22 protein-coding genes are annotated in these 23,206 nt (G+C 35.7%); 8 read left to right on the top strand and 14 right to left on the bottom strand.

Features of this window, described 5'->3' with window-relative positions; translation table 11 throughout:
- Positions 1-33 precede the first annotated feature (33 nt).
- From KO02_RS07870 to KO02_RS07855, 4 genes are all read right to left on the bottom strand, one after another.
- Positions 34-291, bottom strand: a complete 258-nt coding sequence (locus KO02_RS07870; RefSeq protein WP_038697332.1) for a hypothetical protein — start codon at positions 289-291, stop codon at positions 34-36.
- Between the two features lie 67 nt (positions 292-358).
- The gene (gene icd / locus KO02_RS07865; protein ID WP_038697324.1) at positions 359-1,621 is read right to left on the bottom strand and encodes an NADP-dependent isocitrate dehydrogenase; all 1,263 of its coding nucleotides are present in this window, start codon (positions 1,619-1,621) and stop codon (positions 359-361) included.
- Between the two features lie 9 nt (positions 1,622-1,630).
- Positions 1,631-3,760 (bottom strand): cation:proton antiporter, encoded by a 2,130-nt coding sequence (locus KO02_RS07860; RefSeq protein ID WP_038697322.1) that lies wholly within the window; start codon positions 3,758-3,760, stop codon positions 1,631-1,633.
- A 112-nt stretch (positions 3,761-3,872) separates the two neighbouring features.
- Positions 3,873-5,093, bottom strand: coding sequence for an ABC transporter permease (locus KO02_RS07855; RefSeq protein ID WP_038697320.1), 1,221 nt, complete (start codon positions 5,091-5,093; stop codon positions 3,873-3,875).
- 111 nt (positions 5,094-5,204) lie between these two features.
- On the opposite strand from KO02_RS07855, the gene fmt reads away from it, so the two are divergent.
- Positions 5,205-6,122 carry a methionyl-tRNA formyltransferase gene (fmt, locus tag KO02_RS07850; protein ID WP_038697318.1) on the top strand — a complete coding sequence of 306 codons (918 nt, stop codon included), beginning with the start codon at positions 5,205-5,207 and terminating at the stop codon, positions 6,120-6,122.
- On the opposite strand, the gene KO02_RS07845 is transcribed toward fmt, so the two are convergent.
- Positions 6,091-6,312, bottom strand: coding sequence for a helix-turn-helix domain-containing protein (locus tag KO02_RS07845; RefSeq protein WP_316929686.1), 222 nt, complete (start codon positions 6,310-6,312; stop codon positions 6,091-6,093). The genes fmt and KO02_RS07845 overlap by 32 nt on opposite strands.
- 394 nt (positions 6,313-6,706) lie before the next feature.
- On the opposite strand from KO02_RS07845, the gene KO02_RS07840 reads away from it, so the two are divergent.
- A complete protein-coding gene (locus KO02_RS07840; RefSeq protein WP_038697314.1) occupies positions 6,707-7,567 on the top strand; it encodes an RNA polymerase sigma factor RpoD/SigA in 861 nt (286 codons plus the stop codon).
- Positions 7,568-7,763: 196 nt separating this feature from the next.
- Positions 7,764-8,663: a hypothetical protein gene (locus tag KO02_RS07835; RefSeq protein ID WP_038697312.1), complete on the top strand. Its 900-nt coding sequence runs from the start codon at positions 7,764-7,766 to the stop codon at positions 8,661-8,663.
- 146 nt (positions 8,664-8,809) lie between these two features.
- Here KO02_RS07835 and KO02_RS07830 read toward each other — a convergent pair whose 3' ends face one another.
- The 3 genes from KO02_RS07830 to KO02_RS07820 all read right to left on the bottom strand — a co-directional run bounded on the left by KO02_RS07830 (position 8,810) and on the right by KO02_RS07820 (position 13,629).
- Positions 8,810-9,799 carry a diaminopimelate dehydrogenase gene (locus tag KO02_RS07830; RefSeq protein WP_038697310.1) on the bottom strand — a complete coding sequence of 330 codons (990 nt, stop codon included), beginning with the start codon at positions 9,797-9,799 and terminating at the stop codon, positions 8,810-8,812.
- A gap of 342 nt (positions 9,800-10,141) precedes the next feature.
- Positions 10,142-10,816: a CatB-related O-acetyltransferase gene (locus KO02_RS24285; RefSeq protein ID WP_144243276.1), complete on the bottom strand. Its 675-nt coding sequence runs from the start codon at positions 10,814-10,816 to the stop codon at positions 10,142-10,144.
- Positions 10,817-11,274: 458 nt separating this feature from the next.
- Positions 11,275-13,629, bottom strand: coding sequence for a GH92 family glycosyl hydrolase (locus KO02_RS07820; RefSeq protein ID WP_200878610.1), 2,355 nt, complete (start codon positions 13,627-13,629; stop codon positions 11,275-11,277).
- Between the two features lie 611 nt (positions 13,630-14,240).
- On the opposite strand from KO02_RS07820, the gene KO02_RS07815 reads away from it, so the two are divergent.
- Positions 14,241-14,801 (top strand): DUF4230 domain-containing protein, encoded by a 561-nt coding sequence (locus tag KO02_RS07815; RefSeq protein ID WP_038697308.1) that lies wholly within the window; start codon positions 14,241-14,243, stop codon positions 14,799-14,801.
- A 518-nt stretch (positions 14,802-15,319) separates the two neighbouring features.
- Entirely contained in the window at positions 15,320-15,883 is a 564-nt protein-coding gene (locus KO02_RS07810; protein WP_038697306.1) for an AAA family ATPase, read from the top strand.
- 52 nt (positions 15,884-15,935) lie between these two features.
- On the opposite strand, the gene KO02_RS07805 is transcribed toward KO02_RS07810, so the two are convergent.
- Both KO02_RS07805 and KO02_RS23740 read right to left on the bottom strand, forming a co-directional pair.
- Entirely contained in the window at positions 15,936-17,168 is a 1,233-nt protein-coding gene (locus KO02_RS07805; protein ID WP_038697304.1) for an MFS transporter, read from the bottom strand.
- Positions 17,143-17,319 (bottom strand): hypothetical protein, encoded by a 177-nt coding sequence (locus tag KO02_RS23740; RefSeq protein WP_158500273.1) that lies wholly within the window; start codon positions 17,317-17,319, stop codon positions 17,143-17,145. The genes KO02_RS07805 and KO02_RS23740 overlap by 26 nt, the downstream gene beginning before the upstream one ends.
- A 456-nt stretch (positions 17,320-17,775) precedes the next feature.
- On the opposite strand from KO02_RS23740, the gene KO02_RS07800 reads away from it, so the two are divergent.
- Complete coding sequence (locus KO02_RS07800) at positions 17,776-19,137, top strand: NAD(P)-binding domain-containing protein (RefSeq protein ID WP_038697302.1); 1,362 nt, start codon at positions 17,776-17,778, stop codon at positions 19,135-19,137.
- 144 nt (positions 19,138-19,281) lie between these two features.
- Here the strand turns inward: KO02_RS07800 and KO02_RS07795 are convergent, their stop codons facing one another.
- Positions 19,282-19,752: a hypothetical protein gene (locus KO02_RS07795; RefSeq protein ID WP_144243275.1), complete on the bottom strand. Its 471-nt coding sequence runs from the start codon at positions 19,750-19,752 to the stop codon at positions 19,282-19,284.
- A gap of 252 nt (positions 19,753-20,004) precedes the next feature.
- On the opposite strand from KO02_RS07795, the gene KO02_RS07790 reads away from it, so the two are divergent.
- Complete coding sequence (locus KO02_RS07790; protein WP_038697298.1) at positions 20,005-20,433, top strand: hypothetical protein; 429 nt, start codon at positions 20,005-20,007, stop codon at positions 20,431-20,433.
- Between the two features lie 79 nt (positions 20,434-20,512).
- Here KO02_RS07790 and KO02_RS07785 read toward each other — a convergent pair whose 3' ends face one another.
- A complete protein-coding gene (locus KO02_RS07785; RefSeq protein ID WP_038697296.1) occupies positions 20,513-21,022 on the bottom strand; it encodes a GNAT family N-acetyltransferase in 510 nt (169 codons plus the stop codon).
- 109 nt (positions 21,023-21,131) lie between these two features.
- Here KO02_RS07785 and KO02_RS07780 point away from each other — a divergent pair, with 109 nt between their 5' ends.
- Positions 21,132-21,335, top strand: a complete 204-nt coding sequence (locus tag KO02_RS07780) for a DUF6965 family protein (protein WP_038697294.1) — start codon at positions 21,132-21,134, stop codon at positions 21,333-21,335.
- A gap of 36 nt (positions 21,336-21,371) precedes the next feature.
- Here the strand turns inward: KO02_RS07780 and KO02_RS07775 are convergent, their stop codons facing one another.
- The gene (locus tag KO02_RS07775; RefSeq protein WP_038697292.1) at positions 21,372-22,445 is read right to left on the bottom strand and encodes a hypothetical protein; all 1,074 of its coding nucleotides are present in this window, start codon (positions 22,443-22,445) and stop codon (positions 21,372-21,374) included.
- The gene (pnuC, locus tag KO02_RS07770; protein WP_051959807.1) at positions 22,420-23,052 is read right to left on the bottom strand and encodes a nicotinamide riboside transporter PnuC; all 633 of its coding nucleotides are present in this window, start codon (positions 23,050-23,052) and stop codon (positions 22,420-22,422) included. Before pnuC ends, KO02_RS07775 begins: the two co-directional genes overlap by 26 nt.
- Positions 23,053-23,206: the final 154 nt, after the last annotated feature.

Here is a 23,206-nt window from a genome sequence, read left to right as displayed (position 1 = left end):
CCAAAATCATTAAAAATGATATTATTAAACCACCTAAAGTAGCATGACTTTCCAAGCCTGTATTACATCGTTATTTTTCAATAATCGTTGGGCATAAAGCTGTAAATGTACCAACCGACTACTCTCGTCTCCAATAAAGGCGTTGAGCAAGTCGTATATTTCTGGTTCATCACGAATCGCTTCAATAGCATCTTCGTCTGGCAACTCCTCTACCGTCAGTAATTGTTGGATTTCCATCTTTGAGAACACAGTAGATGATTTTAAAAAGGGAGGTAAATCTGAAAATTTCATATAAAAAAAAGCTGACCTTTAAACAATGTTCAAAGGTCAGCTTTATCTCTGGTATTCAAAATAGTTTTTACAATTTTTCGATAATATGATCGGCAAACTCACTTGTCTTTACAAGCGTTGCATCTTTCATTAAATTATAGAAATCGACCGTTACGGTCTTGGCTTTTATGGTTTCGCCCAATGCTTTAACAATTGCGTCTGCAGCCTCTTGCCAACCCATGTATACCAGCATCATGACACCGCTTAAAATCACCGAAGAAGGATTCATCGTATCTGTGTTGGCAAAACGTGGTGCAGTCCCATGTGTAGCCTCAAACACAGCATGTCCAGTATCATAATTAATATTCGCTCCAGGAGCAATGCCAATACCACCAACAATTGCCGCCAAAGAATCTGAAATATAATCCCCATTTAAATTTAGGGTAGCGATTACCGAATAATCCTTAGGATTCAATAAAATCTGTTGTAAGAAATTATCTGCAATTACATCTTTTATTAAAATTTTACCAGAATCCAAAGCATGTTGCTGTTCTGCATTGGCTGCCAAATCACCTTTTTCTGCTTTGGTACGCTCCCACTGTCCCCAAGTATAAGTTTTATCAGCAAATTCTGTTTCAGCGAGTTCGTATCCCCAATTTTTAAAGGCTCCTTCCGTAAATTTCATAATATTCCCCTTATGAACCAAGGTCACAGAGGGTAAATTATGTTCCATTGCATGTTCAATCGCAGCGCGTATAAGGCGCTTTGAACCTTTTTCTGATACCAGCTTGATACCAACACCCGTTTCTGATGAAAAATTATAATCTACATGCAATTCGTCACGTAAAAAATTTTGAATTTTCTGTGCATCAGCCGTACCGGCAGCGAATTCAATACCCGCATAGATATCTTCTGTATTCTCTCGAAAAATAACCATATTGACATCCTCCGGATGCTTTACAGGAGAAGGAACTCCTTCGTACCATTTCGTAGGTCGTTGACAAACAAATAAATCGAGTTCTTTACGTAGAGCGACATTTAACGAACGGATTCCACCACCGATGGGTGTTGTTAAGGGACCTTTGATACCTACCAAATATTCTTTTAACACCTGCAACGTCTTTTCAGGCAGCCATTCTCCGGTTTCATTAAATGCTTTTTCTCCTGCAAGGACCTCTTTCCATTCAATCCTCCTTCTACCTGCATAAGTTTTTTCTACAGCATGATCAAAGACCCGCACCGAAGCGTGCCAAATATCTGGTCCAATACCATCTCCAATAATAAAAGGGATGATAGGTTGGTCAGGAACCTGCAATAATCCATGCTCGGACTTAACTATTTTACTTGCCATAGTGTATTTCTATTTCTCCTTATTGAACATGTTACCGATTTCCTTACTGATTTTTCTAAAGATCGGCGCCGCTTGCACATCTTCATATTCATCAATATGATGATTGTCCACCCGGCTTGGAAATACCAGCACCACGTTGTCATTTTCATGGATACGTTCCAATTTCTTTGCCAAACCATCCAATGAATCACGATAAGACACCTCTCCATAACGGGAAGAAACATAAAACAACAGCGCATTATCCTCCCTAAATGAGATTAAACCATGAATATGATCCCAATTATCATAAATTCTAAAATTAACGGGAACTGAATTTTTGATTTCATCTAGGAACACTGTAGTAGCAGCCTCTGTGCGTTCATCACATACAAAAGTGACCGAAATAGTAAGCTCCTGTCCTAATTTTAACACTTTCTCTACCCAATACTCAAAACCAAATTCAGATTGTGATAATGGTGGAGCAAAAACGATAATTTTACTATGGGTGATAAATGGCTTTTTGAATTGGCACATCATCACATTTGCAGAAGTACGATTAAGAATACTCTCTGATTTTTCACCGACTATTTTATCCACAAAATTACTAGCACTTGGCCACCCTAAAAGAATACAATCTGCCATCACCTCTTTAGCACTTCTGCTGATTCCACTAGGAATATTAAAGTCAATTGTAGCTGCGATACTTACCTCTGTTTCACTACCTGAAGCATATTTTGCTATGTTATCAAGATTTTTACGAGCAATAGCCATATTCTTTTCCGCTTGCTCGTTATCCTTTACTACGGAGACAATACTGATCGGATGATGTGATTTCTTACTTCGCATTAAAGTAGCAAAATCTAAAATAGATTTCATATTTTCCATATTTGCTAATGGAATCATAATATGTTCATCATGTTCCTTCACAATATTGATATGGGTATCATCCTGATCCCCATCCATAACAATTTTCTTAGAAGCCGCTTCGGTTACAATAGTTGCCACGATACAAGTCACTAAAATCAATAAAATTGTCCCATTCAGTACATTCTCATCAATAATTTCATTTTTATAACCAACCATAATGACGGCTAGAGTTGCCGCAGCATGTGAACTACTCAAACCAAATATCACGTTACGTTGACCAATTGAATACTTAAAGACAAATTGTGTCACCCATGCTGCCCCCCATTTACCCAATATCGCTACTACGGTCAGTGTTGCTGCCACGATTAAAGCCTCTGGGCCGCGTAGAAGAACGCTAACATCCACAATCATCCCTACACTGATTAAAAAGAATGGAATAAAAATCGCATTACCGATAAATTCGATTCGATTCATCAATGCAGACGAATGTGGAATCAATTTATTCAAAGCAAGACCAGCCACAAACGCTCCGATAATCGGCTCCAAACCCGCAATTTCAGATAAGAAAGCTGCAAAAAAAACGATGGATAGGATAAAAATATAATGGGAAGTTTTTTCACTTTCAATACGCTCGAAAAACCATTTTGCAATGCAAGGAATGACACCAAACATAATAAAGAGAAAAATAGAAAACGAAACGCCTAAGGTTACCCAAAATTCTTGTCCTATATTCCCCTGCGAAGCACCAGTGATGACTGCAAGTATAATCAACACAGCCGTATCTGTCAAAATGGTACCTCCAATAGTGATGGCGACAGCCTCATTCTTCGAAATACCGTAACTATTAACTATAGGATAGGAAACCAAAGTATGCGTAGCAAACATACTGGATATCAGTATACTGGCTAATATTCCATAATCCAAAAGATAAAAGCACACTGGAAAACCAATAGAAATAGGTATGATGAAAGTAAAAAAACCGAACATAACACTTTTATGTTTCGTCTTCTTGAATTCATTCATATCCAACTCCAATCCAGCTATAAACATAATATATAGCAAACCGATTGTTGAAAAAAGATCCACTGCCGAATTTTTCTCTAACCAATTCAATCCATGTGGACCAATAATCACTCCCGAAATAATCAAGCCTATAATGCCCGGAACCTTAATGGATCGCAATAGTATAGGCGACAATAAAATGATAAATAATACGAGCGCGAAGATGAGTACTGGACTTTTTAAAGGAGCTTCAAAAGCATGCGATAAGTGATCTAATACGTTTCTATTCATAAATATATAAGCTAGTTCAAGTATGTGTTTACAGCGGATTACCTATAGAAATCCACTTACCAAACCTCTAAAAGTAAAATATTTATTTCGGAACCACAATTAAAACAGTCATTTATTTGAAAGAAATCGCGCGTACTGGACTGATTTTTGTAATCAGTAAGGAAGGAATAAATAAGGCCAACATTCCAATAATAACCACCGATAAGTTGATTAAAGCAATGTCCGTCCAATAGAGTTTAACAGCCACATATGAGATATAATAGGTCTTTTCATCCAACTTAAAAAACTGGGTGTAATCCTGAAAGAAGTACAAACCAAGGCCAATCAAATTACCTAGAATCAACCCTAAACCAATCAGATATAACGCGTTGTACATAAAAACTCGCCGCACCCCATTATTATGAAAACCAAGTGCTTTCAAAATACCAATCATAGATGTCCGTTCCAAGATAGTAATGAGCAAAGCTGAAATCATGTTAATAATAGCTACCAAAGTAACCAATATAAAGATAATGGTAGTGTTCATATCTAATAGATCCAACCACTGAAAGATATCTGCCATTTGATCCCGAATGCTTACGGCATGCAGATCCATCGGTACCATATCATCAATTTCATTTGTGGTCTGCTGTAGTTTAGAAAAATCATGTATGCGCAATTCATATCCACCAACAGCTGCACTATCCAAATTATTAAGCCTACGAATCAGATTGAGAGAACCAATGACATAAATTTTATCCAATTCTTCGGAGCCCGAGTTATATATCCCTTTAATTTCAAACTTACGTTTACGAATAGGCTGTTGTACGAAGTACATGATGAAATCATCCCCCTCCTTCAGCATTAATCTATTTGCCAAATATTTAGATATCAAGATTTGCTTTCCAGCATCATGATCAGTTCTAAAATCGATCGTATCACCAGCTACTAATATACTCTTTAGGTAGCTCTGATCGTAAGAGGTATCAACACCTTTCAGTAGCACCCCTTCCACCTCATCATTAACATTGATAATCCCAGGTTTGGTCGCAAAAGCATGTATGCCCGCTACGTTGGGTAATTTTGTCAAGGTGTTCAATTCCGTTGTATCCAAGGCAATTGGTGAGTTTTCATAGGAACTATTAAGGTCATAACGTAAGACCACAACATCCCCAAAGAACCCCCGTTGCTTGGCGGTAACCTCCGACTTAAACCCACGCAAAACAGCCACAGAAAGAATAATTGCCGCAATCGCCAAGGCAATTGCCCCTACGGTAATGCGCACAATTAATTTAGAAAAAGTTCTTTTTCCTAAAAAAGTGATTCTCTTGGCTAAAAAATATGGAAAATTCAAGCTTTTAAATTATTTATGTAACTTCGCAAAGTTAAAAAAAAATGTGAACCAGCCTATTTTATTCCTGCTGCTTCCATCACCTCAGTACTAAAATAAGAAAACAAAACGTATATGCGCATCATTTTCATGGGAACTCCAGACTTTGCAGTCGCTTCATTAGATGCACTTGTGCAATCTGGAGAAAATATAGTAGCAGTCGTTACAGCACCAGACAAACCTGCTGGTCGTGGACAAAAGCTTCACCAATCTGCGGTAAAAGTTTATGCAGAAACACACAATATACCTGTATTGCAACCAATTAAACTCAAAGACCCAGTATTTCTGAAAGAACTGAAAGGCTATCAAGCAGATTTACAGGTTGTCGTCGCCTTCCGCATGTTGCCCGAAGTCGTTTGGAACATGCCAACACATGGAACAATCAACGTACACGCTTCTTTATTGCCACAATACCGTGGCGCAGCCCCCATTAACCATGCTATTATCAATGGTGAAAAAGTAAGTGGCGTATCCACATTCTTATTACAGCATGAAATTGATACAGGTAACATCTTATTATCAGAAGAAGTTAATATTGCTGAAGATGACAATGCGGGCATCTTACATGACAAACTTATGCATACGGGAGCACAGCTTTTACTAAGAACCGTAACTGGTATAAAAAACAACAGCTTAACACCAACTGCCCAAAGCACATTAATTCCCGAAAATGAACTGAAGCACGCTCCTAAAATATTTAAGGAAAACTGCCTGATTGACTGGAACAATGACATTGACTCCATCTACAACTTAATTAGAGGATTAAGTCCATATCCAGCAGCTTTCACAAGCTTAGATAATAAAGTTTTAAAACTATACAACGTTACAAAAGAATATAATACCGTAGGAGATTCTCCAGGCACTTATAAAACGGACGGAAAAACCTATCTTAAATTTGCGGGAAACGACGGCTACATAAATGTTTTAGAGCTGCAAATAGAAGGCAAAAAGAAAATGGAAATTATAGACTTTCTAAGGGGTTATCGCTTTTAGTCGGTTCTATCCCCTCTTCGGGTACATATACCATCAAATCTGCTGGCTGACAATGCAAAGCATGACAAATTGAAGCCAAAGTATCCAAACGCAATGCTTTGGCTTTTTGATTTTTAATAATGGAAAGATTTGATAGCGTGATGCCTACCTTAGCGCTAAGCTCATTCAATGACATTCTGCGATCGCGCATTACTCTGTCTAAATGTATAATAATTGGCATAATCAAAAGTTATTGTTTTATTGCAAAACACGTGAATCATTAAAAAGTTTTGGGCAAGGATAAAATATTTACGGAAACTTTGATAAGCTTAATTTTATACTGACAAATACATAAATCTTATCATAAATCATTCGCGACAGCAGAGGGCATTCATTACCAATCGTTTAGAATGCGATTTAAAAGTTCAAACACTATTATGACTTAAATACATCTTTTTGGAATAATTTTTGCTATGATGTATTTTAAATAAAAATCCTCATAATCAACCAGATATAATCATACATCAGCAATAAATATTACAATAAGTCGTTTTTATTTTGTATTTTTGCAAACATTTCAGAGGAGAAAGGTATTAATATAATTAATGAGACAGCTCAAAATTACACAATCGATTACCAATCGTGAATCACAGTCTTTGGACAAGTATTTACACGAAATTGGTAAAGTAGACTTAATTACAGCAGAAGAAGAAGTTGAATTAGCACAACGTATTCGCGAAGGTGACCAAGTTGCCTTGGAGAAATTGACTAAAACCAACTTACGTTTCGTCGTATCTGTAGCAAAACAATATCAGAATCAAGGATTAACCTTAGGTGATTTAATCAACGAAGGTAACTTGGGCTTAATTAAAGCAGCTAAGCGTTTTGACGAGACAAAGGGTTTTAAATTTATCTCTTATGCGGTATGGTGGATTCGTCAATCGATTCTTCAGGCTATTGCGGAGCAATCTCGTATTGTACGTTTACCATTGAACCAGGTCGGTTCATTAAGTAAAATTAGTAAAGCATTCTCTAAATTAGAACAAGAATATGAACGCGAACCTTCACCAGAAGAATTAGCAGAAATTCTTGAAACAACAGTCGATAAAGTTTCGGATACGTTAAGTAATTCGGGCAGACATGTCTCTATGGATGCACCATTCGTGCAAGGGGAAGAAAATACCCTATTAGACGTATTAGAGAATCATGACCCAGAAACTGACAGCTCCCTTATCGACGAGTCTTTATCAGAGGAAATCAGACGTTCATTGTCAACATTGACAGAACGCGAAAGAGAAATAATTGTATTATTTTTCGGACTTGGATCAAACCACCAATTATCTTTAGAGGAAATCGGTGAAAAATTCAACTTAACGCGCGAACGTGTCCGTCAGATTAAAGACAAAGCTTTACAACGCTTACGTCATACATCTCGTAGCAAGATCTTAAAATCTTATTTAGGTTAATAGTATTAACATTATTTTTTCAGATGCGCAGCCATAAACTGCGCATTTTTTTTTACCGAAAATCTGATAGCATTACTTTAACTATAAAATCTTAGCTTCTAAACTTCTAGATACTCTCCTTTATCTAAGGTAATTTTTTCTCCTTCAAAATTTTAATCATTATATTTACTATTTGTAAAAATAAATTAAAGTATAAATGAAAAAAATTTTAATCATAGCTGTTACACTACTCACACTCAGTTGCAGTAAAGAAGACAAGATTGTCGAAACTACAAACTATTTCACGCCAATCGAAGTCGATGGACAGGTCATTAAAATAGCACAAGAAAATATTACGGGTAATGAAAAATGCAACACCCTCCATGCTAATATGTCTTTTAAACAAGGTGACGAAAACCTAATGCTCAATTTCAGCTTTCTAAAAACTGGCGAGCTCATCAATGTACGTTTGGATCGCATGGAAAATGGAATCGGTTTTTTCACCTACCTCACGCCCTCGTTTAACCCAGACACCACAATAAAAATCAAAAATTTCGGATTCAATTCGGATACAAAACAATTAACATTCGAATTCGAAGGAAATTTACTTTACGAACAAGAAAATTCAAAATTATTACACCTAAAAGGCAACTTCGCTACTTATTCACTTAAGAATGAAACTTGTACTGTACCTAATAATAATATTTATTATACCAGTGACAGTTTTAAATTCAACACGAAGTCTTGGAATTTTTATCACACAACAAGTGAGGAAAGCTCTTATAAGTTTTGGTCTACGTACGGTACAACCCTTGAAATAAAACTAGAAAAAAAATTAGAAGATCTACCTTTGGGTAAAATTCCAGTAGGTAAACTCCCGAGTGCAAACCAATTAATATTAAAAAAATATGTTGGCCCTATGATTGCAACGCAACAACCTACAACTTCAGAAAGTGATTTTATGACTTACACGGTCGTTGGAACAATTGATATCCAAGAAAAAATTACTTTAGGTACTGATAAATATACAAAAGGTACAATTGATCTTGATGCCATTTATGACGGGAAAATAATGTTTCAAGTGAGAGACATGAATTTCCAAATAAAAGACTTTTAATTTAGCTATATAAGCCCATCTAAAAGAGATAGCCATACACTTAGTGTATGGCTATCTCTTTTTATAAAATCCTTGGATATGCGGTTGTCACTTATTGCATGTAACCTAAACACCAAAAACTAGCATATGCTGGATCCTTTATTGCGCTACAACAGTGTACGTCGCAATTCAGCAGGAGATTCTGGAGACAAATACCCTAAAGGAATATCAAAGACAGTACAAGCACCAGTTTGACCTGCAGCAGCTAACTTACATACAGCTCTTGCATAGGCGACCAATACACTTGAAGTAAATTCTGGATTATCTTCCAGAGCCAAGTTGAATTCAATACGTTGCTTAGTTCCGTTACCTGTTATTCCTGTACGGAATACTGTACCACCATGCGGCATACTTGAGTGTTCGGCTAATAAATCCTGTTCACTAATAAAATGAACAATAGTCTCGTACTGATCAAAATAGTGCGGCATTGTTTTGATTGTATTTTCTATAGCCACTTTGTCCGCATCAACTTCTGCCACAACATAGCAGACACGTTGATGTTTCTCCGCCGTTGTTAATTGAGGATTTTCACCCGCACGAACCTTTTCCAATGCGCGCTCTAAAGGAATGGTATACTGCACACCATTCTTTACACCATCAACACGTCTTACCGCATCAGAGTGTCCTTGACTTAAGCCCTTACCCCAAAAAGTATATTCCTCTCCAACTGGTAAAATACTCTTTCCTATTAACCTAGCCATAGAAAACAATCCTGGATCCCAGCCCGTAGAAATTAAATTCAACGTATTATTCTCTTTTCCAACTAAATCAATGCGATCAAAGTATTCGGGAATCTTGGCGTGTGTATCAAAACTATCTACCGTATTGAACAACTGCCCAACCTGCAATACTTGCTCTGGCAAATCCTTCGCAGATCCTCCACAAAGGATCATCACATCTATCTTACCAACAAATTTGTAGATTTCAGTGATAATATGTGCACGAGGGCCAATATCTAATAATGCAGGATCCCTTCTTGTAAAAATTGCAATGAGCTCCATATCTGGATGTTGGCGAATAGCCAATTCAACTCCTCTTCCCAAATTACCGTATCCAACGATACCAATCCTTAAAACATCTTTTTTATTACTTTCCATTTCTTCTAATAATTCGTTAAATAGCTCTTTAAGCTACTTATTTGCTCATTTTAATTGACACATCCTTAAAGCTTATCATTAGAATACACCTATGTGCAGTAAATAATAAAAGGTTATTATAATAGATAAGATGGATTAATGAAGTTAATATTAACTTGAGCTATGACCTACAAAAATAACTAAAATGTCGGAAAAAATGTAGTACTAGAAGGATAAACTTAGCATTGAGATTAATCACTATACTTATCTTAAGGATTGAGTTTTTATTTGATACTTTTCAGCTCGAAATCCTAAGCGATAAACGTCACTTTAAAAAGTTAAATTTGCAACTAAAATTTATATTCATTTACATTTTAGCAAAATTTCATATTTTCGTTCCTCTTCCACCAACCGTTCAATATTATCACTACAAACAAATGGCTGCAATTGTCTGAATTTCTCCGAACACCATTCATAAATTTTCAAATCAATCAATGTCAAAATAACCTCTTGAGAAAACCTAAATTTAATAAACTTCGCAGGATTACCACCCACGATACTATAAGGAGCAACGTTCTTTGTAACTACCGAACCAGAAGCGACAATAGCACCTTCTCCAATATGAACACCAGGAAGCAATATAGCACGTAATCCTAACCAAGCACCATCGTCAATAATAGTATCACCTTTACTTTCATAAGATTCTGTTATTGTTTCCATAAAAGGATACAGGCTAAACAAATCAGAACGATGGGTATTATTACCCCCCATTAAAATAACCACTTCAGCGGCGATACAGACATGCGAGCCAATATACAATTGATCGACTTTCCAAGTTGATTTCCACTGACTTACACTATATTCATCACCATATAAATAGCGAACAACACTTTCCTCAAAATTTCCCATCCAAGCGTTACTATAATAACTTGTCGTTCCTTTTATATGAATATTAGTGTTCGTATTGGTTTCGTGTAAATACTCTACCTTAGACCAATGCTTAAGTTGCATATTCGGATTATTCTCTTTTCCGTCCATTACCTACAATGTAGCAAATATTTCGTATATCGATTAATTTAGTATAAAAAGATCGCTTAATTCTTCAGTAAAAACATTTTTATATTCAGTATAAAGCAACATAAACAAACTGCTTTTTAGACATCCCACCTTACATAATTTTGATTGAAATTATTAGCTAAAACAATATTTAAACTTCATCAAATCTCATATTGAAGTCAAGGATATTCCACAGAATTACTTACTCTTCTTCAACTGTAAATCAAAATAGTCATAATAGGTCAAATTCGAATAGTCATCTAGACTTGTCAATATGCCATATTGGAAAAATATCATAAGAAAGGCTTACATAAAAATGTAAGCCTTTCTTATGAGTAGACTCATCTTGCTATCCACCATTAATTTTCAAATTTTGGGTCTATAAACTTACATTCTTTGATAAGAACCCTGAACAGGTGAATGTTTAAATAACATTTTGATTAACGACTTCCCGTGGCAACAACAATTTCATCAGTATTTACAAGTTCATGATGTGATACTTTGAATCCTTTATTTTTCTTGCCATCGACCGAAATACTTTTAATATATCCATCTTGTCCCAAACGCTCACGTCGAATCACTAACTTATCCTTTCCATGGTGGTATTTCGCATCCAGATGGATAGTCACTTTATCGAATACAGGAGTTACAATAGTATATTCAGGCCTACCTGGACAAAGTGGGTAAATACCAATCATATTCATAGATGCCCATGTCGACATTGTTCCGGTATCATCATTTCCTGGTATACCTCCTGGTGCATTTGTAAAGTATTTATTTAAAATCTCTGTAACCAGTTTTTGGGTCCGCCATTCTTCACCCTCTATTTCTGAAAAAATATGTGGATAAAGCATATCCGGCTCATTGGTTACATCAAAATATCCCTTATCAAAGGTCTCCTGAAGTTTCTCAACAAATTTACGTTTACCCCCCATCAATTTCATCAATCCCGGAATATCATGCGGAATTGCAAACGAATAGTTCCATGCATTACCCTCATGGAATCCATGATTAGGTTCAAAATTCGCTCCCTGCAATGGGTCAAAAGGTGTTAAAAAAGTGCCATCAGGAAGTATAGGTCGAAAAGTGCCATATTCCTTGGAATAATAATGTTTATACCCTTTAGCACGTTCAGTAAACAATTTAGCATCCTCCTTTTTGTCTAGCGAAGCGGCAAACTGAGCAAGGTTCCAATCTGCAAGATAATATTCGATAGCATGTGAAACTGAATTATCGAATGGCTCACGCAAGGGTACATAGCCGTATTTTACATAGTCGGCATTATCGGGTCGTATCTTGTTTGCACTATCTACGCGTGTTGCAGACTTATAAAAAGCTTCGTATGCCGCTTCATGATCATAATCGCGAATACCTTTCATCCATGCATCTACAATAACAGGAATAGCTGGATCACCATCCATAGTATACGATTCACGTCCATACAATTCCCATTTGGGCATCCAACCGCTTTCCTTATAGATATCAATCATAGAGCGAATCATCTCGGTCTGCCTATCAGGAAACAACAGGCTCATCAATGGTTGAACATTACGATAAGTATCCCACAACGAGAAGACAGTATAGCGATTGCCATCTGTATGACGAGTTTCTCTACTCTCCATTGCTGGATATTGACCATTCACATCTTGTAGAATATTCGGATGAATTAAAGCATGGTATAATGCGGTATAAAACACCGTTTTTTGATCTTCACTTCCTCCCTCAACTTCTATCTTCGATAAGTCTTCATTCCATCTCTTATGAGCAGCTACTCTAATTTGGTCAAAACCACCTTGTGGTTGTTCGTGTTCCAGATTCTGGCGTGCATTTTCAATACTTACAAAGGAAACACCTACTTGAACTTCAATCTGCTCATTTTCTGCTGTTTCAAAACTAAGATATGCACCAATATCATCACCTGACATCTCATTTTGGTAAGCAGTGAAGAGCTTGTATTTCCCTGCATCTTTATTCCATTCATTTTCCCACGGAGCACCTTGTCTTTGGAATTTCCAATATCCTTTTTGAATTGGTTTTTTGCTCAAGCGCATTACAAAATATAGTGGATATACCGCTTGATTATTGACATAACAAAATGACCCCAATAGTTTAGAGCCTTCTATCTCTCTATCATTAACAAAACGCATGGTTGCCCCCGTCTCGTTGGTCAGACCTTCACCTAAGTTTAACAATATATGACTCTTCCCCTTTGGAAAAGTGAATCTAGAAATACCTGTTCTCTGCGTTGCTGTGGCTTCTGTTTTTACATGATACTTATCCAGTTGATTCGTGTAATATCCAGCTGAAGCATTTTCATTCGAATAAGTACTTCCATATTTTTTGTAATCCACCTGCAGCTCTCCAGTGGTAGGCATGAGCAAGAGACTGCCCATATCGGGGCACCCTACTCCGCTGAGATTGACGTGCGAAAATCCTGTAAAAAATTTGTTGTTATATTCATAGGGTGTTGACCACCATCCTTCATCTTTATCGGACTTATTAAGAGAAGACCCCATAACATTGAACGGAGATACATTCATTAATCCTTGAGGGACCTGAGCTCCCGGATTTGTAGTGCCGTAATTAGTGGTGCCAATAAATGGATTTACATAATCAACAGGTTTCTTTTGTCCCATAGAAAGTTGAACAAGTCCAAGAAGTACCATACTAACAATAAACCGTTGCCATTTCCAGAGCATACTAAATTTATAAAGAGCACGAGCAGTACTAACAGCACGCGCTAATTTAAGAGTCAATTTAAAGTCTTTCAAATTTTTTAAAGTATTTATATTCATTGATTTATATTAAAAATTATCTTTTGACTGCATATCCATATGATGGAGCTGTAAATAACCCAATCCAGCATAATCAACACCACTCATTTCTACATGACACATATTTAAATTTTTCTATTCTTCTAATAAACCGGTCTGATGAACTAAAGAAACAGTCGTTACCTAATAATTAGATGCAACATCTATTTTAATAACTGAGGGTTGCAAAAAATCAGTAATATTATCAGCATAAATTTCCATAAAATAAACCCTAGAAAAAAACATACGTCTGAACAGCAATAACGTAGGTCCTATACATATAAAGTTGCGAAAATACTAACCATCAAACCGCGTCAAATAGGAAAGGTGTCGAGATTTTTAAGTGCAATAATACACATAATTGCAAAATACTGCAACATTCAATATTCTCAAAATTATATTACTCTAAAAGTATCACAGACCTTCTGCTTCTTATATTTAACGATTACTGGATTTTCAAATCCTCCCAATAGACAACTATTAAAAAGCCATATATCATTTATCACAGTAACATTCTGATTATAAAAATCAAAAAATCACCACATTTTAACTCTATATTAAAATTCTGGTCTGTAAATTGATTGGTTTACAGTATGGGAAGATTTTTAAAAATAATATTTACACTCGCAATAATAGGTCTAATCGGTTGGTTTTTATGGCCAAAATTTGATTTCAATACAAAGCAAGTGACCTCTCACCAGCTTTTAATTGAACGTATTGAAGCAATGGGAAAATTGGAATTAGTCAAATATAGATTTAGTGATGTTGTCGAACATAAAAATATCAGCCAATTTCTTCCAGAAGCGAGTGTATTATTAATCATTAAAGCTGACGCCGTAGGATGTGTCGACTTAACTAAAGTTAAACAGGAGGATATCCAGGTTTTTGGAGATTCTGTTTCCATGCGACTACCGCAACCTGAGATTTGTTACATTAAAATTGACCACAATTCTTCGCGTGTATATGATACCAAGATGGCATTCTTTCGAGAGGCAAACCTTGTGGATGAAGCTTACAAAAATGCAGAAAAACAAATCGCAATTGAAGTTCGAAAATCTGACATTCTTCAACAAACACGTTCTAATGCATTAAGTGTTTTCACACCTCTTCTCAAAGGTCTAGGCTATAATAAGATTAGTCTATCTTTTGAATAAACTGATCCAAGCCAAATACCATTGCACATGTAAATTGTCGTAGTATGTGGCTTGTTACGATAGTCAATCCAACTATAACATACTATCGCAATAAGTTCATATATTTCAACTCGTTCTTACTAACCATAGTGCCCTTAAAAAATAATCCCTCATTGTTCAGGTCAGAGCTTATTATAATTCTTCAGATAATTGGAAGTATTCAATCTCTTTCTTTTATCTACACTTAGTTTTTGCCCTAGAATACCTAAAACTGACGAGCTAGTAGATAATATAAAACCTGACAAGTCCATTTCTCCAATGGAATATAGAAAAGTAGAAATGACTGCTAGTAGTATAAACATTACAATAAGGATGTATGAAAATCTATTCATATAAATGACTTTAAAAATAAGTACTTAAATATAAGAATCTACATAACAAATAGGCAAGATTTCTTTTCAAATCATCTGGGAAAATTGGAAAATTATACATCTTATGAAGTCTATTTTCCAAATTCAGATACCTTAAATTAAATCAAAATGAATACTCGAAAAAACAATTGTTATATTATAACAGGAGGTCCGGGTGCTGGTAAAACAACCTTACTACGCGCTTTAAGAAAAAGAGGCTATAAAACTATTCCAGAAGATGCTCGCAAGATTATAAAACAACAGATCCTATCAAATGGTAAAGGACTTCCTTGGGGAAATAAAGTCCTTTATGCCAAACTGATGCTTGAGGCATCACTAGAGAGCTTCAAAATCGGTCATGATGAAAACGCTATTACCTTTTTTGATCGTGGAATATTAGATACCATCTGCTATATGCGGATAATCAAACTAGGCATCACATCTGAAATAGAACAAATACCAACAACACATTTATATAATAAAAAGGTTTTTATTCTCCCCCCATGGTTGGCTATCTATGAAACTGACGAAGAAAGAAAACAGCCATGGCAAGAAGCATTCGAAACCTATGAAAAGATAAAAAAAACCTACTGCGATTATGGCTATGAAGTAATCGATGTTCCCATAGGAACAGTTGAAGAAAGAGTGCATTTTATGTTAAAAAACATAGATCCTTCAAATAAAATTAACTAGGTAACGCCCTCATTAATAATGACATTCAACACCTTAGCCTTGAATATGATTATTAATGGGCTGATTTTTCCTCTAAATGCTGCACAGAAGGAATAAAGAACAATATAATTCCAGTCATTGCAACCACGACACCACCAAACACAAAAAGCTTCTCTACACCGATATCATCAGCAATATACCCTGCAAACAACAGTCCAATCATAGCAGGAAGTTGGCTTATGCTACCAAATAAGGCAAAAACACGACCTAAATATGTCGGAGGAAACTGTGTTTGAATTAACACGGTGAATGGACCTGTAAAGAGTGGAACTGCAAAGCCCTGCACAATGGTCAAAATAGCATAAGCTGTGAAGTATCCGGAAGGCAATGCACCACATATGGCTAACACAGCGCCGAGTCCAGAAAAACCAAGGATAATTAAGCTCACTTTTCTTATTTTTGGATTCCAAAGACTTAAAATAATACCTCCAACCAGTAAACCAATCCCATAAAAACCCTCGATTAGGCTCACTTGATATGCCGTCCCTTTAAAGTATTGTAATGTCATCAATGACATAACTGCCACAATTGGCATTACAAAGAAATTGACAACCACTTCTGAAACCATTAACCATGTCATACCTCTATTTTGAAGGATTGCAGCAGCCCCATCGGTCATATCTTGTAACATGGTCTTTGCAGATCTCCTTTCTTTTGGTATGCTGGGAATTGAAACGAATAACAACGAAAAACTGGCAATAAAAGCCCCTATAAAATCCAATATCATCACGATGCTCATACCAAAGGTTAATAAACATATTGCGCCTAGCATCGGTCCGCAAATGATAGATATAGATTGGATTATTTCATTCACTCCAGCAATACGGACAAGTGCAGATTTAGGTGCCAATATAGGTATCGCAGATTTCATAGCAGGTGCATGAAATGCACTTCCCACAGATCTAAGCATCAGTAAAATATAAATAGACCACAACTCTACGATATCTAAGTAAAAGAATAATGCTATTGCAGCAGAACAGAGGGCAACAAATAAATCAGCTCCTATCATGGTCCATTTACGATTCCACCTATCAATAAATACTCCAGCAAATGGTCCCAAAATAATCTGTGGCAACAATCCTGCAATAGCGGCGTATGCAAGTGCTTCAGCCGAGCCGGTTTCCATCCCTATCCACAAGACCATAGCGAATTGAGCAATCGAACTGCTCAATATAGAAAATAACTGTCCTGTCCAAATAATGCCAAATTTATTTTTCCAGTTACTCTTTTGAACTATAGTTTCCATCAATTCTATAGTAATATTGCTTACGAGCCTGAAGACCTATAACCATTTCATGAGGCGTATAGGTTCTTTTTTCCATATGTGATAAAAGCTGGTAGACAAGTGTTGAAGAAACTCCATATTTAGCACACAAAATCGAAATGAGTAATTCCATGAATTAAAGTTATGAATATATTCGTAAGCTCATGTATTTTGTATCAGATTCTCCTCTGCATCATTTGAAATTATTATTTACATCAGTTTGGAAAAACTTGGCGATGAATAGCTCCACATATACAGGAATGAAATAAGTCGTATTTATATAATTTAACACAACAAAGTTGGTAATTATTAACCACTTATATAAATTAACACTTGACATTGCCATAAATTTTCCCTAGCTTAGCCATTATGATGAAAATACCTTAATATAATTATATTAGGTCATTTTTTTGGCACAACTACATTGATGTTGTGCATCTTTTTGGCTATTGCCATCTATTTTAGAGATTATTAATCTCTTCATTTTGCATACTCAATATGAGTATGGTCTAGAATTTAAAAATTCGATTTCAAAGACGAATTATAGCGCTCACCTATTTAGGATGGGCATACATGTTAATTATATTATATGACAAATTTTAAAGTTGGAATTATTGGTGCTGGACCGAGTGGTCTAGCTATGCTACGAGCATTTGAATCGGAACAGAAAAAAGGTAATCCCATCCCAGAAATTAAATGCTACGAAAAACAAGATAATTGGGGTGGAATGTGGAACTTTACTTGGCGCACGGGTGTCGGTAAATATGGAGAGCCACTTCACGGAAGTATGTACAAATACTTGTGGTCAAATGGACCTAAGGAATGTCTTGAATTCGCAGATTATACATTTACAGAACATTTTGGTCAAAAAATATCCTCTTACCCTCCTCGTGAGGTACTTTTTGACTACATACAAGGCCGCATTAACCAAAGTAACGCAAGAGATTTTATTCAGTTCAATACGGTCGCACGTTGGGTTGATTACATCGAAGAAAAACAACAATTTAGAGTAGTTTTTGATAATTTAGAAAAGAATGAAACCTTTGAAGAATTCTTTGATTATCTAATTGTTGGTACGGGCCATTTCTCTACTCCAAATCATCCATATTTCAAAGGAATTGAAAATTTTCCAGGAGCTGTAATGCATGCTCATGATTTCCGTGGAGCAGATCAATTTAAAGACCAAAGATTGCTATTAATTGGAAGCAGCTATTCCGCAGAAGATATTGGTGTACAATGTTATAAACATGGTAGTAAATCAGTTACTATAGCATATAGAACAAATGCAATCGGATGTAATTGGCCTGAAGGCATAAAGGAAAAAGCAAAACTATCACACTTTGAAGATAGTGTGGCTTACTTTGAAGATGGAACTTCAGAAGAATTTGATGCTGTTATCTTGTGTACTGGTTATCAACATAAATTCCCTTTTTTACCGGATAATTTACGTTTAAAAACAAGTAACTGCTTATACCCTGACGACTTGTACAAAGGCGTAATCTTCAATCACAATGAACGCTTATTGTTTTTGGGTATGCAAGACCAATATTACACGTTCAACATGTTTGATACGCAAGCTTGGTTCGCAAGAGATTATATCTTAGGAAGGTTCCCAGTGCCTGCTAAAGAAGAACGCTTACTCGATATAAAAAAATGGATGGATGATGAAGCTCTTACTAAAACCGGAGAAGATCATGTTGATTTCCAAACCAACTACATCAAAGATTTGATGAGCTATACCGATTATCCGAGTTTTAATCTTGATAAAATAGCTGGCATGTTCAAAAGCTGGTTAAAGGATAAAGAAAATAATATCTTAAATTATCGTGATCAAATCTATACGTCTGTTATGGATGGTACGAAAGCGGAAACGCACCACACCGCTTGGATGGATGAGTTAGATGATAGTCTAGAAAAATATTTAGACGAGACAGCTGAAAAAGAGCTGTAATTAACATTTTTATTTTTTCTCATAGATGATGTATATTTCTGATTAATCATATATGTCTCTATATCAAAACGGGGAAGCTTAGGCTTCCCCTCATATATTATTAACGACCAAGGAAACCTAACCCTAGAATGTTTTAAGAAGAGACTAACAAACTCTCGTATCTATCCAAAAATTTTCACGCTCTTGCAAAATAGACTCTGGCGCTATACGATTTAAGATATAAGTTTGCTCAGCCTGCAAAAGCTCCTTTCTATCTTGCTCATCTTCCACAAACAACATCCTGAGTATCGCATCATTCTCAATCACTTGAATATCCGATTCTACTACTTTTGTATCATTAGAAACAAACCACTCTTTCGCTTCTTCCTGATTAAAAAACTTCAAATACATTAAACACGAATCAAACTCTCCAAGCTCCTTCGCTGCTTTATCAGGATAAAAGCTCCGTATATATTCTTCATAAAGTTCACGCCTATTATTACGTAGTGCAAAATTTCTAATAATCAGTCGATGTGGATTACACTCTATACTAAATTTGTGAGGATTTTCTAAAAATCCGTAATGCTTATTGTATCGTGCAATACGTGCATTCAAACTTTTTTTACTATTATCCATAAAAAACTCCTTCATTACTTGTATATGTATAACAATCAAATGCTTAATAGTGTTTAATTAATATGCATTCGTGTTATTTACGGACTGAGGGCTAGATTATAAATTATTAGAATAGTGGAAGGATAATGGAAAAACAAAATGTATTAGGACAATTTTTGCCAATTTCCCTTATCTAAATACAACTTTTATCAATGAAAAACACTAAATTTATTTATAATAATATTATAAATAAATTTTCTAAAATGTAAATTTATGAATCCTATTTTAAAGAATCTGCTAGCAATAGTGATTGGTATCATCATAGGCAGTATAATTAATATGAGTATTATCATGTTAAGTGGGGTTATCATTCCCGCTCCGCTTGGAGCCGATATCACCACTACCGAAGGATTAAAAGCCTCCATGCACCTGTTCCAACCAAAACATTTTATTTTCCCTTTCTTAGCACATGCCCTTGGAACTCTATTCGGAGCAGGTATCACAGCCTTTATAGTTGAAAAGAACAAACTTAATTATGCCCTAATAATTGGTCTACTTTTCTTGGTAGGTGGTATAGCAAGTGTCTTTATGTTACCATCGCCAACATGGTATACAATAATAGATATAGTTGCAGCTTATCTACCTATGGCCTATCTAGGAGCGATAGTGGCAAAAAAAATTAAAAATAAAACACCATTGTAACCTAGTAACAGTTAAGACTAAAGTAAATCGAGTCGATTAAAATGACAACTAATAAAGATATACACTCATCTGTGATATCCTACTCTACCGACATTTCAAATAATGTAAAAGAATTATTTTGATAATGTGCTGGCATATCAATTGCTTCTTGGATAACAATTGTGTTTACAATGCTAAACCCACAATGTTCATAATACCGATTCAATCGTTCATTACCTGCAGTGGTATCCATCCGGATATATTTCTTACCCTCTCTCCTTGCTAAACCCTTAACAAAACTAACAATTTTGATTACAAAATGTTGACCTCTAAAGTCTGGATTAGTAGCTATACGATGGATATAAATCGCCGGTTGTTCATTCTTTTCTTGCCAAAGTAGCGGGTCTGATGTCGCCAATAGGAAGACGCATGCAACTTGACCTCCTACAAGAATCTTATACTGCTGTCCGGTGTTGATTTCCTGAAGTACAGCATCATCTTCAAAACCTATCCAATTAACAATTCCCAATGCGTGTTGAAACGCAATAGCTTGACGATATAGCTTCATATGCGTAGACAAATCCGAAACACTACTCTTCTGTATAATCATAATGGAAATAGCATCTATTTTTTTTACTAAACTATAAATATAATGAATCTAATACAAGAAAGAACTATCTCAAGTTCTTTGTGTCATATTATAATTTTATCTTTGAGGTATGACTATTGAGGAACTAAAAGACTATTTTAATACTGCTTCATTACCTAGTGAAATACAGATTACTGTTGATATGCACATTTTCGATTTACCGAAATTTCTTCAGGCTAATTTAGCTGCCCTTGAGCGCTGGAATAGAGAACTGGAAAAATGTCCATCATATTTACGTTTGATGAATCTAAAAGAAGCGATTGAAAAACAGTAATACAACATCAGTTCAATTAATCAAAAAGGACTGATGTTATTGTTGCAATAAGCTATGTTGCGTTGCTGTAAAAATATTTCTAAAGACAATATTCATCTCTTGATCGCGCTGTGCTGCACCTATACCACAAATAGGAAATAGTTCGACCGTGTTTTTTTTAATGACGGATACAAAATCTCGACTTTCCTGTGCAATTTTTTGAAACATCATGGTATTATCGATTCCACTTTCCTGATTTTCCCAAGATCGCTCCGTTAATCCCTGAATCAGATTCCTACGCTTATTAAAGTCTTGCTGAAATAAATCTAGTTGCTTAAATCTATCTTTCCCCTTTTCTTGCAACCAGACTTGGTCTTGGGATTTAATAATAAAATATTTTTCAACTAAATCCAGAAATCGTTTATACATGCCAATAAAATTACTAAGCAATGTTAATTCTGCAAATGGAATAAAAGGATACTGATATAATAAATCGGGCCATGTGCTTTCCGATTCTTTTATAACGAAACTACGTGAATCTTCTACAAAATGATTCTCAACGGAAAAACTATGACTTGCGGTACATTCTAGCCCAAAGGTGTCCCAATCGTAATGAATCAAAACATCATCACGGTCAAAAAAGAAAGAATATACTAAGGGTTGTCCACTTTCATCAAGCATAGGGATCCCTTTCTCAGTTATTATGCAGTTGGCGGTAAAATGCGTCAAATGAGGAGCTCCTGTCGCATATTTCCAATGGCCCTTAATTCGATATCCAGCTTCCTCCTTTTCAGCATAGCCAGATGCACGGCCACTACCGCCCAAGCATACCGCAGGATTTTGAAAGATTTCTTCGCCTGTTTTCGGATCAATAAACCCTACGAATAGATTAGCTCCCGAGCACAAAGTTATAGTCCAGGCCAAACCGCCATCATGATATGCAATCTCCTCTAAAAACTGCATACCTTCAGACAGAGATAAGCCCAAACCTCCAAGAGATTTTGGAACCCAAATCTTAAACCATTTTCCAGAAATTGCCAATTCCAACTGTTCCGAAGTCATCGTTTTAGCAACTATTGCATGCGCTTGTTGGTCTTTTATAAGATTAATTTGAGCTTGATTGATTACCATATATAATTTCACGTTTTAGGATTCTTTTCCAGTTAAAATAGCCGAAGAAAGCCATAATAAATAAAAATAATGTTATTGCTGCGAATAGCAACAAATCTTTATGATAGAGTAAGGGTATTGCCATGAGATTGCTGATGTTCAACAAAATCCAATTTTCTATTTTCCGCTTTGCCAATAACCACATGCCTGCCCATGCCGTACAAGAAACCAGGGCATCCCATAGCGGAACATCGGAGTCCGTAGCATGCAATAAGCCAAAGTAAAAGATATTAAAACCTATGATACAAATAAACAAAACAATCACCCAATCCTTTTTTGTTGAAGTGGTTATTACATGTTGTTCTTTACTTTTTTGTTGCCAGTATATCCAACCATATATACTCATCAACAAATAATACATATTTAAGGCAATTTCACCATAAAGTTTTGCGAAATACAAAACATAAATCGATATTAAGATGCCAAAAATACCAAAAAGGTAATTAATGGGTTTATTAGACTTAGCGAACCACACTTGCAAAATTCCAAAGCCCACAGCAAACCATTCTGCTAATGATGTCGCTTTAATCTGTTGAAAAAAATCGTTTAAAATTTGATCTGACTGCATTCAAAATATGTGTAAAATAAAATAATACACACTTTAGGAGTGGCTAGAATGCAAGGTTATTGAAATTAAAATCCCTACGCCAGCATTATCTGGATCAGGTATATAACAACAATTGCTCAGTATGATGAGCAATTGTTGTTATTGGGTATAATCT

Source organism: Sphingobacterium sp. ML3W, assembly GCF_000747525.1.
Lineage (GTDB): Bacteria > Bacteroidota > Bacteroidia > Sphingobacteriales > Sphingobacteriaceae > Sphingobacterium.
Note: the sequence above shows the minus strand (reverse complement) of the source record. Positions and strands in the feature narration are given on the sequence as shown.

Excerpts from the sequence above, each read along its gene's own strand:
- KO02_RS07870 (WP_038697332.1), bottom strand. The coding sequence starts at position 291 with ATGAAATTTTCAGATTTACCTCCCTTTTTAAAATCATCTACTGTGTTC.
- icd (WP_038697324.1), bottom strand. The coding sequence starts at position 1,621 with ATGGCAAGTAAAATAGTTAAGTCCGAGCATGGATTATTGCAGGTTCCT.
- KO02_RS07860 (WP_038697322.1), bottom strand. The coding sequence starts at position 3,760 with ATGAATAGAAACGTATTAGATCACTTATCGCATGCTTTTGAAGCTCCT.
- fmt (WP_038697318.1), top strand. The coding sequence starts at position 5,205 with ATGCGCATCATTTTCATGGGAACTCCAGACTTTGCAGTCGCTTCATTA.
- KO02_RS07845 (WP_316929686.1), bottom strand. The coding sequence starts at position 6,312 with ATGCGCGATCGCAGAATGTCATTGAATGAGCTTAGCGCTAAGGTAGGC.
- KO02_RS07840 (WP_038697314.1), top strand. The coding sequence starts at position 6,707 with ATGAGACAGCTCAAAATTACACAATCGATTACCAATCGTGAATCACAG.
- KO02_RS07835 (WP_038697312.1), top strand. The coding sequence starts at position 7,764 with ATGAAAAAAATTTTAATCATAGCTGTTACACTACTCACACTCAGTTGC.
- KO02_RS07830 (WP_038697310.1), bottom strand. The coding sequence starts at position 9,799 with ATGGAAAGTAATAAAAAAGATGTTTTAAGGATTGGTATCGTTGGATAC.
- KO02_RS24285 (WP_144243276.1), bottom strand. The coding sequence starts at position 10,816 with ATGGACGGAAAAGAGAATAATCCGAATATGCAACTTAAGCATTGGTCT.
- KO02_RS07820 (WP_200878610.1), bottom strand. The coding sequence starts at position 13,629 with ATGAATATAAATACTTTAAAAAATTTGAAAGACTTTAAATTGACTCTT.
- KO02_RS07815 (WP_038697308.1), top strand. The coding sequence starts at position 14,241 with ATGGGAAGATTTTTAAAAATAATATTTACACTCGCAATAATAGGTCTA.
- KO02_RS07810 (WP_038697306.1), top strand. The coding sequence starts at position 15,320 with ATGAATACTCGAAAAAACAATTGTTATATTATAACAGGAGGTCCGGGT.
- KO02_RS07805 (WP_038697304.1), bottom strand. The coding sequence starts at position 17,168 with ATGGAAACTATAGTTCAAAAGAGTAACTGGAAAAATAAATTTGGCATT.
- KO02_RS23740 (WP_158500273.1), bottom strand. The coding sequence starts at position 17,319 with ATGGAATTACTCATTTCGATTTTGTGTGCTAAATATGGAGTTTCTTCA.
- KO02_RS07800 (WP_038697302.1), top strand. The coding sequence starts at position 17,776 with ATGACAAATTTTAAAGTTGGAATTATTGGTGCTGGACCGAGTGGTCTA.
- KO02_RS07795 (WP_144243275.1), bottom strand. The coding sequence starts at position 19,752 with ATGGATAATAGTAAAAAAAGTTTGAATGCACGTATTGCACGATACAAT.
- KO02_RS07790 (WP_038697298.1), top strand. The coding sequence starts at position 20,005 with ATGAATCCTATTTTAAAGAATCTGCTAGCAATAGTGATTGGTATCATC.
- KO02_RS07785 (WP_038697296.1), bottom strand. The coding sequence starts at position 21,022 with ATGATTATACAGAAGAGTAGTGTTTCGGATTTGTCTACGCATATGAAG.
- KO02_RS07780 (WP_038697294.1), top strand. The coding sequence starts at position 21,132 with ATGACTATTGAGGAACTAAAAGACTATTTTAATACTGCTTCATTACCT.
- KO02_RS07775 (WP_038697292.1), bottom strand. The coding sequence starts at position 22,445 with ATGGTAATCAATCAAGCTCAAATTAATCTTATAAAAGACCAACAAGCG.
- pnuC (WP_051959807.1), bottom strand. The coding sequence starts at position 23,052 with ATGCAGTCAGATCAAATTTTAAACGATTTTTTTCAACAGATTAAAGCG.